The organism is Rhodococcus sp. (in: high G+C Gram-positive bacteria), assembly GCF_049299235.1.
GTDB lineage: Bacteria > Actinomycetota > Actinomycetes > Mycobacteriales > Mycobacteriaceae > Rhodococcus.
In genome coordinates, this window is record NZ_JBAQXC010000130.1 from 1 (window position 1) to 14,568 (window position 14,568).

Below are 14,568 nucleotides of genomic sequence, written 5' to 3' on the forward strand. Positions count from 1 at the left end.
GTCTACGGGCACGTCACCCCGCCGGCGGGGTCCGCCGCCGGACCCCGGGAAAGGGGGCGCACGTGCCCCTCGTGTGGGCGTCTCTCGGCGCCGCACTGTTAGAGTTCAAGAGTTGTCCACCGTCCGACGGGTGGTACGGATCGACCCGTCGCCCCCGCCCGGCCTGCCAGGAGGATCTTTGCTTTCCGCCTTCGTTTCGGCCCTCAGGACCCCGGACCTGAGGCGGAAAATCCTCATCGCGATCGGCCTGGTCGCGTTGTACCGCCTCGGTGCGACGCTGCCGTCTCCGGGCGTCGACTACGGAAACGTGCGCGCCTGTATCGACCAGATCGCCGGTGGTGAACAGGCCGGCATCTATTCGCTGATCAACCTGTTCTCCGGCGGCGCACTGCTGCAACTGTCGGTGTTCGCGATCGGCATCATGCCGTACATCACCGCGAGCATCATCGTGCAGCTGCTCACCGTGGTCATTCCCCGGTTCGAGGAACTCCGCAAGGAGGGCCAATCCGGTCAGGCCAAGATGACGCAGTACACGCGATATCTGGCGGTCGCGCTGGCGGTGTTGCAGTCGACGGGCATCGTGGCGCTGGCCGCGCGCGGCCAGCTTCTCCAAGGGTGTTCCGAACCGATCCTGGCCGACGACAGTGTGTTCGGCATGATCGTGATCGTGCTCGTCATGACCGCGGGTGCGGCGCTGGTCATGTGGTTCGGTGAGCTCATCACCGAACGCGGTGTCGGCAACGGTATGTCGCTGCTGATCTTCGCGGGTATCGCCTCCCGCCTGCCGTCCGAGGGCAACATGATCCTCGAATCGCGCGGTGGTCTCGTCTTCGCGATCGTGTGTGTCGCCGCCCTGGCGATCATCACCGGCGTGGTCTTCGTCGAGCAGGGCCAGCGCCGGATTCCGGTGCAGTACGCCAAACGTATGGTCGGGCGTCGCATGTACGGCGGTTCGTCGACCTACCTGCCGTTGAAGGTGAACCAGGCCGGCATCATCCCGGTGATCTTCGCGTCCTCCCTGCTGTACCTGCCGAACCTCATCGCGCAGCTCACCGGTGCGAGCACCGCGACCGATCCGAGCTGGTGGCAGAGCTTCATCAACGAGTACCTCGTCAACCCGAACAATCCCGTCTACATCGGGATCTACTTCGCGCTGATCGTGTTCTTCGTGTTCTTCTACGTCGCGATCACCTTCAACCCGGAGGAACGCGCGGACGAGATGAAGAAGTACGGCGGGTTCATTCCCGGCATCCGCCCGGGGCAGCCCACCGCGGACTATCTCACCTACGTGCTCAACCGGATCACGGTTCCGGGTGCGCTCTACCTGGGTCTCATCGCCACGTTGCCGCACTTCTTCCTGTCCGGCAGCCAGACCGCGTCGAGTATCTTCGGCGGCGCCGCGGTGCTCATTCTCGTCAGTGTCGCGCTGGACACTGTCAAACAGATCGAAAGTCAACTCATGCAGCGCAATTACGAAGGGTTCCTCAAGTGAGACTTGTACTCCTCGGTCCTCCCGGTGCCGGCAAGGGCACGCAGGCCGAAATCCTGTCGGAGAAGCTCGGCGTCCCGGCGATTTCGACCGGCGATCTCTTCCGCGCCAACATCGGCCAGGGCACCCCGCTCGGCGTCGAGGCCAAGAAGTACATCGACGCCGGCGACCTCGTGCCCGCCGAGATCACCAACAACATGGTGCGCGAGCGTCTCGCCGAACCCGACGCGGCCCACGGATTCCTCCTCGACGGTTTCCCCCGCAGCGTCGAGCAGGCCAAGGAACTCGAGAACATCGCGAAGGATCTCGGCGTCACGCTCGACGGTGTGCTCTCCTTCGTCATCGACGAGGACGTCGTCGTCGGACGCATGCTCGCCCGCGGCCGCGCCGACGACACCGAGGACGTCATCCGCAATCGCCTTCGGGTGTACCGCGAGGAAACCGCACCGCTGCTCGACTACTACCGTGACGCGATCATCACCGTGGACGCCATCGGTGAGGTCGACGAGATCAACGCCCGCGCACTCACCGCGCTCGGCAAGTAGCACGCAGGGCCGAGGAGTTCGACATGGGTTTCGGGCGTAAGCGCAAGGTCGTCCCGTTCCGCACGTCCGGCGAGTTGGACGCGATGGCGGCGGCGGGTGCGATCGTCGGGGCCGCGCTGGTCGCGGTGCGCGACGCCGCGAAGCCGGGTGTGAGCACCCTCGAACTGGACCGGGTGGCGGAGGCGGTCATTCGCGATGCGGGGGCCGTCCCGTCGTTCCTGGGATACCACGGGTTCACCGGTTCGATCTGCTCGTCGGTGAACGACCGGGTCGTGCACGGTATCCCCAACGCGGACGATCTGCTCGCCGAGGGCGATCTCGTCTCGATCGACTGCGGCGCGATCCTCGACGGATGGCACGGCGACTCGGCATGGACGTTCGGTGTCGGCGAGTTGTCGCCTGCCGATGCCGATCTGAGCGATGCCACCCGGCTGTCGATGGAAGCCGGTATCGCCGCGATGCTTCCCGAACGCAGGCTCACCGATATTTCGCACGCCATCGAACTGGGCACCCGCGCCGCGGAGAAATTGCACGGTCGCAGCTACGGGATCGTCGACGGATACGGCGGCCACGCCATCGGCCGGGAAATGCACATGGACCCGTTCCTGCCGAACGAGGGCGCACCCGGCAAGGGGCCGCGTCTGGTCGTCGGATCAGTGCTCGCGATCGAGCCGATGCTCACCCTCGGCACCTACGACACCGAGATCCTCGAGGACAAGTGGACCGTCGTCACCACCGACGGCAGCCGGGCCGCGCATTGGGAGCACACCGTCGCGGTCACCGAGGACGGGCCGCGCATCCTGACGCTCCGCCCCGAGTAGAGGCTCCGCCCGATCTTCCTTCGTGCAGTTCGTGCCCCCGGTTGTGAGCGAATGTACCCCCTGCTCGATCGAAGGAGACGAGGGATACATTCGCTCGGATGGGGGGAGGGGGAGAAGGGGAGACGCGCGGAGTCCGCGCGCGAGCGCTCCCTCGGAATGGCTCATTTGGCCTGGTGGGAAACTTCCCGTACCATTGATCGGTGGTGCGCTTTGCGCTCCGGTGATCGGCTTGTCCGTGAATCGGTTTCTGCCGAGTGTCACGGTATCGGATGTCGATGCAACCACACACCGAACGACGGATCGCGGAGGATATGGCTAAGAAAGACGGGGCAATCGAGGTCGAGGGCCGTGTTGTCGAACCGTTGCCCAATGCGATGTTCCGCATTGAGCTCGAGAACGGACACAAGGTCTTGGCTCACATCAGCGGCAAGATGCGTCAGCACTACATTCGCATCCTGCCCGAAGACCGGGTTGTCGTGGAGCTCTCCCCCTACGACCTGTCGCGCGGACGCATCGTCTACCGCTACAAGTAACAGCTTCCCCGGCTACACGGTCGGGGAGAATCATGTCTTCGGCACGGTCTTTCGCCGTGTCCGGGGGCGGACATACAGGAGATCGGACGCACGTGAAGGTTCAGCCTAGCGTCAAGAAGATCTGCGAGAAGTGCAAGGTGATCCGCCGCAACGGTCGGGTCATGGTGATCTGCGAGAACCTGCGTCACAAGCAGCGTCAGGGCTAGATCGACTCTTCTTCGCGAAGATCGGCTTGGCAACAAGCAGCTCGGAAACGAGCACGAAGACCTTCCAGCACCAGTCGCACGGTCACGATTCCCGATTCGTCGGGGAGCCGTGCGATCAACCCCCGGTTCGGAGGCCGGGGCCCCACTGTGTTTGTCGACTACACAGTTCTTGGACGCAGGGGACGGGCTGGGAGCAGACCTCCGCACACCGAAAAGGAATGCCACTCATGGCACGTCTCTCAGGTGTCGATCTTCCCCGCGAAAAGCGGATGGAGATCGCACTCACCTACATCTACGGCATCGGCCGTACCCGCTCCAAGGAGATCCTGGCAGCGACCGGCGTGAACCCGGACCTGCGCAGCAAGGATCTGTCGGACGAGGACCTGGCAAAGCTCCGCGAGTACATCGAGGAGTCCTACAAGGTCGAGGGTGACCTCCGTCGCGAGGTCCAGGCGGACATCCGCCGCAAGATCGAGATCGGCTGCTACCAGGGCCTGCGACACCGTCGTGGTCTGCCCGTGCGTGGACAGCGCACCAAGACCAACGCTCGTACCCGCAAGGGCCCGAAGCGCACCGTCGCAGGAAAGAAGAAGTAATGCCTCCCAAGTCACGCAGCACCGGTCCGAAGAAGACCCAGAAGGCACGGCGCAGGGACAAGAAGAACGTTCCGCACGGCGCCGCTCACATCAAGAGCACCTTCAACAACACCATCGTGTCCATCACCGATCCCCAGGGCAACGTGATCTCCTGGGCGTCGTCGGGCCACGTCGGCTTCAAGGGTTCGCGCAAGTCGACCCCGTTCGCCGCACAGCTCGCCGCCGAGAGCGCTGCCCGCAAGGCGCAGGAGCACGGTGTCAAGAAGGTCGACGTCTTCGTCAAGGGCCCCGGCTCGGGCCGCGAGACCGCGATCCGCTCCCTGCAGGCCGCCGGCCTCGAGGTGGGCACCATCTCCGACGTCACCCCCCAGCCGCACAACGGCTGCCGTCCGCCCAAGCGGCGCCGGGTCTAACGGGAAAGGAATAGGTACTAGAACATGGCACGTTATACCGGTCCCGTTACCCGCAAGTCGCGTCGTCTGCGCGTCGACCTCGTCGGAGGCGACCAGGCGTTCGAGCGTCGTCCCTACCCGCCCGGCCAGCACGGCCGCGCGCGGATCAAGGAGAGCGAATACCTGCTCCAGTTGCAGGAGAAGCAGAAGGCCCGCTTCTCCTACGGCATCATGGAGAAGCAGTTCCGCCGCTACTACGAGGAAGCCGCCTCCCGCCCCGGTAAGACCGGTGAGGTGCTGCTGACCATCCTCGAGTCGCGTCTGGACAACGTCGTCTACCGCGCCGGCATCGCCCGCACGCGTCGGCAGGCACGTCAGCTGGTCAGCCACGGCCACTTCCTGGTCAACGGCAAGAAGGTCGACATCCCCAGCTACCGCGTCTCCCAGTACGACATCATCGATGTCCGTGAGAAGTCGCTGAGCACGCTGCCGTTCCAGGTTGCCCGCGAAACCCAGGGCGACCGCCCGATCCCGGGCTGGCTGCAGATCGTCGGTCCGCGTCTGCGGGTGCTGGTTCACCAGCTTCCCGAGCGCGCACAGATCGAGATCCCGCTGCAGGAACAGCTGATCGTCGAGTACTACTCGAAGTAAGGCGCACACGCGCTGCGGTGTTCTTCCGGCACGTGCTCTTCCAGGACACGGGCAGGGGGAACACCGCATCCCACGAGGGCGTCATATAGCGGACGCCCACAAGGAGGCAACTCATGCTCATTTCGCAGCGACCCACGCTGACCGAAGAAGTTCTGGCCGACGACCGCTCGAAGTTCGTCATCGAGCCGCTCGAGCCCGGCTTCGGGTACACACTCGGCAACTCGCTCCGTCGCACCCTGCTGTCCTCGATCCCGGGCGCGGCCGTCACCAGCATTCGCATCGACGGCGTGCTCCACGAGTTCACCACCGTCCCCGGTGTGAAGGAAGATGTCACCGACATCATCCTGAACCTCAAGGGTCTCGTGGTGTCCTCGGAAGAGGACGAGCCGGTCACCATGTACGTCCGTAAGCAGGGCCCCGGCACCGTGACCGCGGCCGACATCGTGCCCCCGGCCGGTGTCACCGTCCACAACCCGGACCTGCACATCGCCACCCTGAACGACAAGGGCAAGCTGGAGATCGAGCTCGTCGTCGAGCGCGGTCGCGGCTACGTCCCGGCCGTGCAGAACAAGGCGTCCGGCGCCGAGATCGGCCGTATCCCGGTCGACTCGATCTACTCGCCGGTGCTCAAGGTGACGTACAAGGTGGAAGCGACCCGCGTCGAGCAGCGCACCGACTTCGATCGGTTGATTCTCGACGTGGAGACCAAGAACTCGATCACCGCGCGGGACGCGCTCGCTTCGGCGGGCAAGACCCTGGTGGAGCTCTTCGGTCTGGCACGTGAGCTGAACGTCGAAGCAGAAGGCATCGAGATCGGTCCCTCGCCCGCCGAGGCCGACCATATCGCCTCCTTCGGACTTCCCATCGAGGACCTGGACCTGACGGTCCGGTCCTACAACTGCCTCAAGCGCGAAGGTGTTCACACCGTCGGTGAGCTCGTGGCACGCACGGAGTCCGATCTGCTCGACATCCGCAACTTCGGTCAGAAGTCCATCGACGAGGTCAAGGTCAAGCTGCACTCGCTCGGCCTGTCGCTCAAGGACAGCCCCGCATCGTTCGATCCCAGCACCGTGGCCGGCTACGACGCCGCCACCGGTACCTGGAGCGACACGGACGCGGGCTCCTTCGGCGACACCGACGGCAACGAGGACTACGCCGAGACCGAACAGCTGTAGCAGCTCACGGTCCGTTACTAGGAGAAAATCATGCCCAAGCCCAAGAAGGGCGCCCGCTTCGGCGGGTCGGCCTCGCACCAGAAGGCGATCTTCGCCAACCTGGCCACCGCTCTCTTCGAGCACGGACGCATCACCACGACCGAGGCCAAGGCCAAGGCGTTGCGTCCGTACGCCGAGAAGCTCGTCACCCACGCGAAGACCAACACCCTGGCTTCGCGTCGTGAGGTGCTGAAGGTCATCCGCAACAAGGACGTCGTGCACACCCTGTTCGCGGAGATCGGTCCGTTCTACGAGGACCGCAACGGCGGCTACACCCGCATCATCAAGACCGTCCCCCGCAAGGGTGACAATGCTCCGATGGCGATCATCGAGCTCGTCAAGGAGAAGACGGTCACCTCCGAGGCCGATCGCGCTCGCCGCGTCGCCGCTTCGCAGGCCTCCGAGGAGAACGTCGTCGAGGCTGTCGAAGCCGACGCGACCGACGCCGAGGTCGCCAACGCGGACGCCGTCGTCGAGGGTATCGAGGACAGCACCGCGACGGCCGCCGACGCCGACGAGGCCAAGAAGGACTAGTCCACTTGGTTTCGGCACATGGCTCGAGCACTGCCGAATCGAACGAACCCGTCGTTCCCGCTGGGGACGGCGGGTTCGTTCGCTTGCGGCTCGATGTTTCGTACGACGGCACCGACTTCTCCGGGTGGGCCCGGCAGCCCGGCCGCCGCACGGTGTGCGGTGAGATCGAGGAGAAGCTGAGCGCGATCGTCCGTACCCCGGTCCTGCTGACGGTCGCGGGGCGCACCGACGCGGGTGTGCATGCGTCCGGGCAGGTCGCGCACGTCGACGTGCGTGCCGACGCGATTCCCGACGACCCGTCCCGCCTGGTCCGCCGGTTGGCTCGGTTCCTCCCGAAAGATGTTCGGGTCAAGGATGTCTCGTACGCTCCCGAGCATTTCGACGCGCGCTTCTCGGCAATCCGGCGGCACTACGAGTACCGGTTGACGACCGCACCGTACGGCGCGGATCCGCTGCGCGCCAGAGACACGGTCGCGTGGCCGAAGAACGTCGATGTCGAGGCGATGCGGGAGGCGTCGTCGCGACTGCTGGGTCTGCACGATTTCGCCGCGTTCTGCAAGCGCCGCGACGGCGCGACAACTGTGCGCGAACTGCAGCGGTTCGACTGGGAGCGCACCGGCGACGATCTCGCCGCCTTCGTCACCGCCGACGCGTTCTGCTGGTCGATGGTGCGCAGCCTCGTGGGGGCGGCGCTGGCCGTCGGCGAGGGGCGCCGCAGGGCGGACTGGATGGCGGGTCTGCTCGCCGAGCGGCAGCGGGCGAGCGCGGTCGCGGTCGCGCCGGCGCACGGGTTGTCGCTCGTCCGCGTCGACTATCCGGCCGATGCCGATCTCGCGGCCCGCAACCTGGCGACCAGGGAAGCGCGATCGGCGATCGATCCGCCCGGCGGTTGCTGCGGCGGCTGAATCGCCGCGGAATCCGGCCGGCGCTGTTAGCGTCGTCCCACGACGATGTGGGGGCGACGAATGATGCGTCGGATGGCGGCGACTGTGGTCGGGATACTCGCGGCGATCGCGGTGGCCCTGCCCGGCGGCGCGACCGCCGACCCACTGCCGGTGCCGCAGAGCTTCTTCGACGGTGTCGGCGCGGAGATCACGAATCCCGGCGGGTCGCTGCCGGGATCGAACGACTGGACCTGCACACCCACCGCGGAGCATCCCCGACCGGTGATCCTCGTGCACGGGACCGGGGCGAACCGTCAGACCAACTGGGCGACATACGTTCCGCTGCTGAAGGACGAGGGGTACTGCGTCTTCGCGCCGACGTACGGGGTGATGCCGGGAAGTGAATGGCCGCGCAGTGCGTTCGGTGCGCTGGCCCCGCTCGCCGACAGTGCCCGCGAGCTGGCCGCGTTCGTCGACGAGGTGCTCGCCGCGACCGGCGCGGAGACGGTCGACATCGTCGGTCATTCGCAGGGCACCCTGATGCCCAACTATTTCGTACGGTTTCTCGGCGGCGCCGACAAGGTGGAGAACTACGTGTCGCTGGCTCCGCTGTGGTTGGGGGCGGGCGCGTTCTGGGCGGGCGAGATCACCGAGTTCGCGCGGCAGTTCGGGCTGCGGCCACTGCAGGAACAGACGTTCGGGCTGCTGTGCGCGGCGTGCCTGGACATGGCGCCCGGCACCGACTTCGTCAATGCGATGAACGCCGACGGCGGCCCCTACGCGCCCGGTGTGCGGTACACGAACATCGCGACCCGCTACGACGAACTGGTCGTGCCCTACACCAACGGGCTGGTGCCCGGCCCGGACACCGTCAACATCGTCGTCCAGGACCGGTGTCCGCAGGACCTGTCCGAACACGCGGCGATCGCGGCGTCACCGGTCGCGGCCGGGCACGTACTGAACGCGCTCGATCCGCAGCGCCCGCGCCCGGTGCCGTGCCTGCCGATCGCGCCGCTCACCGGCGCCCCACTGGGCTGATCGGGCTCAGTTCGCGAGCTGGCGGGCGATGACCAGACGCTGGATCTGGTTGGTGCCCTCGAAGATCTGGGTGATCTTGGCGTCGCGCATGAACCGTTCGACGGGGAAGTCGCGGGTGTAGCCGTAGCCACCGAGGACCTGCACGGCGTCGGTGGTGACCTTCATCGCCGCATCGGTCGCGACGAGCTTGGCGACCGACGCCTGCCGTGAATACGACAGGCCGGCGTCCTTGCGGCGGGCGGCGTCGATGTAGGTGGCGCGGGCTGAATCGACCGCTGCCGCCATATCGGCCAGCACGAAACCCAGGCCCTGGTGGTCGATGATCGCCTTGCCGAACGCGGTGCGTTCCTTCGCGTACGCGGTGGCCTCGTCGAGCGCGGCCTGCGCGAGACCGACGGCGACCGCGGCGATACCGAGGCGCCCGGAATCCAACGCGCTGAACGCGATCGGCAGGCCCTGCCCTTCGGCGCCGATGCGTCGTTCGGCAGGGACGAACGCGTTGTCGTAGTGTGCGCTGGTGGTCGGGATCGCGTGCAGTCCCATCTTCTCCTCGGGCTTGCCGAAGGTCAGACCCTCGGTGCCACCGGGCACCAGGAAACACGAGATGCCCTTCGAGCCGGCATCGGACGTGCGGGCGAACAGCGTGTAGAAGTCGGCCTTGCCGCCGTTGGTGATCCAGGCTTTCGCGCCGTTGATGCGGTAGCCGCCGTCGGCCGCGGTCGCGCGGCAGGTCAGCGCTGCGGCGTCCGATCCGGCCTGCGGCTCGGACAGACTGTAGGCGCCGATGGTGTTGCCGCCGAGCATGTCCGGCAGCCACTGCGTCTTCTGCTCGTCGGTGCCGTGGGTCGCGAGCGCGAAGCAGGACAGGCTGTGGACACTCACCGCGACCGCGACCGCGGCCCATCGCGCACCGAGTTCCTCGAGGACCTGCAGATACACCTCGTACGGCTGGTTGCCGCCGCCGAACTCCTCCGGGTAGGGCAGGCTCAGCAGCCCGGCTGCCCCGAGGGCGGGGAAGACGCCGTCGGGAAACGTCTCGGTGCGTTCGTGCTCGACGACGCGCGGGGCCAGGACCTTGTCGGCGACGTCGCGGGTCAGGTCGATCAGGTCGCGGGCTTCGGGGGTGGGCAGCAGGCGCTCGACGGGCACGGAAGGCTCCTCCATCAGGGAATCGGTACTGCAAACGATACTCCAGTACTGTATCGAGTATGACAAGTGCGGGTACCCGGCGCACCGCTCGCCGACGGCAACTGTTCGACGAGCTCGTGGCGCTGTTCCTGGCCGACGGCTTCGCCCACCTCACCCTCGACGACATCGCCGCGCGACTCCACTGCTCGAAATCCACGCTGTACACGCTCGCGGAGAACAAGGACCGCCTCGTGCACGCCGTCACCGTGCACTTCTTCCGCGACGCCACCGAACGGGTCGAAACCGCACTGACCGGCAGTGCCGGGGCCGAAAACCGCATCCGTACCTACCTCGAATCGGTGGGCAGGCAACTCGAACCGGCCTCGCCGCGCTTCATGGAAGACATGGCCGCGACCCCGGCGGCCCGCGAGGTATACGAACGCAACACCCGCATCGCCGCCGAACGGGTCCGGGCGCTCATCGCCGACGGTGTCGCGACGGGCGAACTCCGTGACGTGCACGCGGTGTTCGTCGCCGACGTGGTCACCGCCGTCATGGTCCGCATCCAGCAACGAGAGGTCGCCGCCACGACCGGCCTCGCCGATGCTCAGGCATACCGTGAACTGGCGACCTTGCTCACCAGGGGCCTCACCGCCTGACCGGGATGGTTCGATCACTGTCATGGACCCGATCACACTGGACATCATCGTGGCGAGCGTTCGCGCGGGTCGCGTGGCGCCCGTCGTCGCCGACTGGTTCGCGGCCACCGCCCGGCGACGCGCCGACTTCGACGTCGGCGTCCTCGACCTCGCCGACACGCCGCTGCCGCAGGACCTGTCCGGGGGAGCGGACGCAGAGGCGTTCACCCGGCGGATCGGCGCGGCCGATGCGTTCGTGATCGTCACCTCCGAGTACAACCACGGCTATCCCGCGGCACTCAAGACCGCGATCGACACGGTGAAACACGAATGGCGCACCAAACCCGTCGGATTCGTCTCCTACGGTGGCCTGTCCGGCGGGCTGCGTGCCGTCGAGCAACTCCGTCAGGTCCTGATCGAGGTGCACATGGTGCCAGTGCGCGAATCGGTGAGCTTCCACCGCGTCAAACACGCATTCGCCGCGGACGGAAGCACCGCGGACGGCGCCGCGATCGACGCGGCCGAACGGATGCTCGACCAACTCGGGTGGTGGGCGCACGCCGTGCGAGCCGGGCGGGGTGCCGAACCCTATCCGAGCTGAACCCGCGGACGGAGCGACGTCAGCGCGCGACCACCGGGGCGGTCGTACGGGGCCGGCCGATATGCGTCGTCTCGGCGTCGATCGTCACCAGCGTCAGGCTGGTGCGCCGGCCACCGGACCCGAGTATCACCCGGTTGCCCGCCGCTCCGGGCTGCACGAGCGTCACATCGGGTCGCTCCCGTGGCCACTGCTCCGGACCGGTGTGGATGTGCAGTGCGGTGACGTGCGGCGGCACGACCGTCGGACGTACCCCGTCGTAGACGACCGTGTCGAACTCGACGTCGCCGGGATACCGGCCCGCGATGCGCAGCCGATCCGGGCCGGCCGCACCGTCGAGCACCGGCTGCCAGGCATGTGGACGGTCGGTGTGAACGACAACGCGGGCACCCACCGCGACCGCCCGGAACACCACCTGGAGCGCGAGATACAGTTCGCCCGCCACGTGGACGCTGCGCACGCCGGAACCGGTGAGTCGCGCGGCGACCGCCCGTCCCGACTCGTCCGCTCCGACGAGTTGACCGCACCCGGCAATCGGCAACGTCAGCGCGTCGAGATCAGCAGCAGCCGTCGAACGCGACTGCGTCATGTTTTCGAGTCCGGGTACCGCGAGCGGTAACGCGGCCACCAGCGCGTCACGGTCGCGTCCCCGCACCGGACGCAATCCCGGTGCGGCGAACGGCTCGCACGACCGTGTCGTGACGCGGACGAGTGCACCGATCCGGACCCGGCCCGGTGCCGAACCCGGCCGCAGCCGCACCGCGACCGTCGACGAGAGTGCCGGATGGGACCAGATCCCGGTGAGTGTCCCACGATCGAGTCGCCGTGGTTCGACGCTGCCGCCACTGTTGAATCCTCCCGGAAGCGGGACGCTGCGCCATCGTCGTTCGAAGTCGGCCGGGTCGGCGTCCCTGGTGATGCGTGCGGTCGCCGAATCGATCTCGGCAGCGGTGAGGATGCGTGCGCGAAGCTGTGATTCACCGAGCGCCCGCTCGACGCGCCGAGCGGCGATCATGATGGTCCGGACGGCGCCCTCGGCTCCGCCGCCTCGGCTGGACACCGCGTCACGGCACCGGGACGCATCGAGCCGCAACGCGACTCGGACCGTGCATACCGATGCCGCGGGGAGCGGCCCGACGAGCTGCGCGTAGACCTGGCCGGCGGGTGTCGTGTCCAGAACACGCCGACCGTGCGCGATGACATCGATCGCGTCGAGGGTGACGTCGTGGTGGGACAGACACCGTGCGATCGTCGAGAGCGGAACGACCCGGTCCGGGTCGATGCGGTCGCGGCCGAGCCGGGTGATGCCTTCGGACGGTGCCAGAATCTCGACGACTGCGCTCAGGCACGTTCCGTCCCGGATCAATCCGATGGTGCCGGTGCCGTCCGGATGATCGACCGGCCGGTTCGGCCGTCGATACCGCCGGGTCCCGTACCGCCACACAACAATTCCGAGATCCGACACACCGCGGCCGCGGACGCGCACGAAGGCGACCGTCGCGACGCACGCCGCGGCCGACGCGGCGATCGTCGTGGACGCGCCGGACACCGACGCGACCATCCATATCGCCACGGCCACGCACTGGGCGGTGACGAGCCGCACGAGCCCGAACCGTTGTGCCCATGCGGATTCCACTCGGTCCATCGCTACTTCCCCCGAATCCGGTCGACGCGGCCGTGGGGCCGCCCGCCATTCCCCGAGTGAACTGTACTGTGTTGCCGCAGGGGCATGCGGTACGGGGGAGGAAGCATGGCAGCGCAACCCACCACTCGGTGGCAGGTCGGCGGCTACCGATTTCTGGTGCGGCGCATGGAACATGCGCTGGTCCGGCGGGATGTACGGATGATCGGCGACCCGATGCGCTCGCAGACGCGGGCGCTCGCGGTCGGTGCGGTCGTCGCGTGTCTCGGACTCGCCGGGTGTGCGGCGCTGGCATTGTTCCGGCCGCAGGACAAGATCGGTGACGCCGCGATCGTGCTGGGCCGGGATTCGGGGGCGATGTTCGTCGCCGTCGACGGAGTGTTCCATCCCGTGCTCAACCTCGCGTCCGCGCGGCTCGTGCTGGGCGGCGCCACCGAACCTGTGGTGGTGGCGGACGAGGAGTTCGCGACGCGGCCACGTGGTCCCCTCATCGGGATTCCCGGCGCTCCATCCGTTCTTGCCTACGGGACCGACGACGAATCGTGGACGGTCTGTGACACCGCAGAAGCCGGATCATTCTCTGTGTCAACTGCTCTCGTCGTCGGGACGCCACAGTACGACGAGCGGATCGACGTCCTCGACGGGGAGGCCCTGCTCGTGTCCGCCGGCGAGACCCACTACCTCGTCTACGACGGGACACGGGCCGAGATCGACCTGAACGACCGTGCGTTGACCCGCGTGCTCGGCATCGACGGGGTGGCGGCCCGACCAGTCGGGCCCGGTTTGATCGAGGCGATCCCGGAGGTGCCTCGGCTCTCCGCGCCGGTCATCGACGGAGCGGGAACGGAACCCGAATTTCCCATCGAGGGATTGACGGTGGGTTCGGTGGTCGCGATGGCAGAACCGGACGGCCAGCGCTTCTATGTCGTGCTGCGCGACGGCGTACAGGAAGTGTCCAAGGCTACCGCCCAGATCATTCACTACTCGGATTCGCAAGGTGCGGCAGAGATTCCGATCGTCCCTCCCGATGTGACGAACCACGCGCCCTCGGTGCAGGAACTGGCCGTCGACACCTTCCCGCAGGCCGTCCCGACGATCGTCGACGCCGGCGACCGGCCGGTGTCCTGTGTGACGTGGTCGCCGGTCGACGGCGCTGGCGAATCGCAACGCTCGGAGTTGACGCTCTCCGCGGGTCGGGCGTTGCCGATCCCGGAGAGCGCCGCACCGGTGGAGTTGGCGCAGGCCGACGGTGCGGGACCGAACGCGGACACCGCGTACGTGCCACCGGGGCGGGGCGCATACGTGCAGAGCACCTCGATCGTCCCGGACAGCGACCGCCGCGGAGCGATGTTCTACGTCGCGGACACCGGCGTACGATACGGCGTCGCCGACGCCGAGTCCGCTGCCGCACTGGGATTCCCGGAGAGGCCCGCTCGTGCTCCGTGGCAGATCGTGTCGTTGTTCGCACCGGGGCCGGCCTTGAGTCGCGCCGAGGCGCTCGTCGCACACGACGGCATCGCGCCCGATGCGCGGCCAGCGCGGGTCGGTTCCGGCAACTGAATCCGGGCGTCGTCCGGGCGGCTGCGTCCCGGCGTCACGCAGGCGGGTGACGGCGGCGGATTCCCCGCCGCAGCGGCATCGATGCGAGTACCGCCACCG

17 protein-coding genes are annotated in these 14,568 nt (G+C 67.3%); 15 read left to right on the forward strand and 2 right to left on the reverse strand.

Annotated elements, in window-relative coordinates:
- The first annotated feature begins 178 nt into the window (after window positions 1–178).
- The 12 genes from secY to WAX14_RS08065 all read left to right on the forward strand — a co-directional run bounded on the left by secY (window position 179) and on the right by WAX14_RS08065 (window position 8,903).
- Window positions 179–1,492, forward strand: a complete 1,314-nt coding sequence (gene secY / locus WAX14_RS08010) for a preprotein translocase subunit SecY (RefSeq protein ID WP_422627558.1) — start codon at window positions 179–181, stop codon at window positions 1,490–1,492.
- Window positions 1,489–2,034, forward strand: a complete 546-nt coding sequence (locus WAX14_RS08015; protein WP_422627559.1) for an adenylate kinase — start codon at window positions 1,489–1,491, stop codon at window positions 2,032–2,034. The genes secY and WAX14_RS08015 overlap by 4 nt, the downstream gene beginning before the upstream one ends.
- Window positions 2,035–2,057: 23 nt before the next feature.
- Window positions 2,058–2,855, forward strand: coding sequence for a type I methionyl aminopeptidase (map, locus tag WAX14_RS08020; protein ID WP_422627560.1), 798 nt, complete (start codon window positions 2,058–2,060; stop codon window positions 2,853–2,855).
- 311 nt (window positions 2,856–3,166) lie between these two features.
- Window positions 3,167–3,388, forward strand: a complete 222-nt coding sequence (infA, locus tag WAX14_RS08025) for a translation initiation factor IF-1 (RefSeq protein ID WP_003418601.1) — start codon at window positions 3,167–3,169, stop codon at window positions 3,386–3,388.
- Window positions 3,389–3,480: 92 nt separating this feature from the next.
- On the forward strand, window positions 3,481–3,594 hold the full coding sequence (gene rpmJ, locus WAX14_RS08030; RefSeq protein ID WP_003938068.1) for a 50S ribosomal protein L36: 114 nt from the start codon (window positions 3,481–3,483) through the stop codon (window positions 3,592–3,594).
- Window positions 3,595–3,821: 227 nt separating this feature from the next.
- Window positions 3,822–4,190: a 30S ribosomal protein S13 gene (gene rpsM, locus WAX14_RS08035; protein WP_422627561.1), complete on the forward strand. Its 369-nt coding sequence runs from the start codon at window positions 3,822–3,824 to the stop codon at window positions 4,188–4,190.
- Window positions 4,190–4,603, forward strand: coding sequence for a 30S ribosomal protein S11 (gene rpsK, locus WAX14_RS08040; RefSeq protein WP_422627562.1), 414 nt, complete (start codon window positions 4,190–4,192; stop codon window positions 4,601–4,603). The genes rpsM and rpsK overlap by 1 nt, the downstream gene beginning before the upstream one ends.
- Before the next feature lie 24 nt (window positions 4,604–4,627).
- Window positions 4,628–5,233, forward strand: coding sequence for a 30S ribosomal protein S4 (gene rpsD / locus WAX14_RS08045; RefSeq protein ID WP_422627563.1), 606 nt, complete (start codon window positions 4,628–4,630; stop codon window positions 5,231–5,233).
- A 113-nt stretch (window positions 5,234–5,346) separates the two neighbouring features.
- Complete coding sequence (locus tag WAX14_RS08050) at window positions 5,347–6,408, forward strand: DNA-directed RNA polymerase subunit alpha (RefSeq protein WP_422627564.1); 1,062 nt, start codon at window positions 5,347–5,349, stop codon at window positions 6,406–6,408.
- Window positions 6,409–6,438: 30 nt separating this feature from the next.
- A complete protein-coding gene (gene rplQ / locus WAX14_RS08055; RefSeq protein ID WP_422627565.1) occupies window positions 6,439–6,981 on the forward strand; it encodes a 50S ribosomal protein L17 in 543 nt (180 codons plus the stop codon).
- Between the two features lie 83 nt (window positions 6,982–7,064).
- On the forward strand, window positions 7,065–7,886 hold the full coding sequence (truA, locus tag WAX14_RS08060; protein WP_422627572.1) for a tRNA pseudouridine(38-40) synthase TruA: 822 nt from the start codon (window positions 7,065–7,067) through the stop codon (window positions 7,884–7,886).
- A 72-nt stretch (window positions 7,887–7,958) separates the two neighbouring features.
- Window positions 7,959–8,903: an esterase/lipase family protein gene (locus WAX14_RS08065; RefSeq protein ID WP_422627566.1), complete on the forward strand. Its 945-nt coding sequence runs from the start codon at window positions 7,959–7,961 to the stop codon at window positions 8,901–8,903.
- A 6-nt stretch (window positions 8,904–8,909) separates the two neighbouring features.
- On the opposite strand, the gene WAX14_RS08070 is transcribed toward WAX14_RS08065, so the two are convergent.
- Complete coding sequence (locus WAX14_RS08070; RefSeq protein WP_422627567.1) at window positions 8,910–10,052, reverse strand: acyl-CoA dehydrogenase family protein; 1,143 nt, start codon at window positions 10,050–10,052, stop codon at window positions 8,910–8,912.
- Window positions 10,053–10,111: 59 nt separating this feature from the next.
- On the opposite strand from WAX14_RS08070, the gene WAX14_RS08075 reads away from it, so the two are divergent.
- Window positions 10,112–10,690, forward strand: coding sequence for a TetR/AcrR family transcriptional regulator (locus tag WAX14_RS08075; protein WP_422627568.1), 579 nt, complete (start codon window positions 10,112–10,114; stop codon window positions 10,688–10,690).
- 22 nt (window positions 10,691–10,712) lie between these two features.
- Window positions 10,713–11,270, forward strand: a complete 558-nt coding sequence (locus WAX14_RS08080; protein WP_422627569.1) for an NADPH-dependent FMN reductase — start codon at window positions 10,713–10,715, stop codon at window positions 11,268–11,270.
- A gap of 19 nt (window positions 11,271–11,289) precedes the next feature.
- Here WAX14_RS08080 and eccE read toward each other — a convergent pair whose 3' ends face one another.
- Window positions 11,290–12,912, reverse strand: a complete 1,623-nt coding sequence (gene eccE / locus WAX14_RS08085) for a type VII secretion protein EccE (RefSeq protein WP_422627570.1) — start codon at window positions 12,910–12,912, stop codon at window positions 11,290–11,292.
- Between the two features lie 105 nt (window positions 12,913–13,017).
- Here eccE and eccB point away from each other — a divergent pair, with 105 nt between their 5' ends.
- On the forward strand, window positions 13,018–14,469 hold the full coding sequence (gene eccB, locus WAX14_RS08090; protein WP_422627571.1) for a type VII secretion protein EccB: 1,452 nt from the start codon (window positions 13,018–13,020) through the stop codon (window positions 14,467–14,469).
- Window positions 14,470–14,568: the final 99 nt, after the last annotated feature.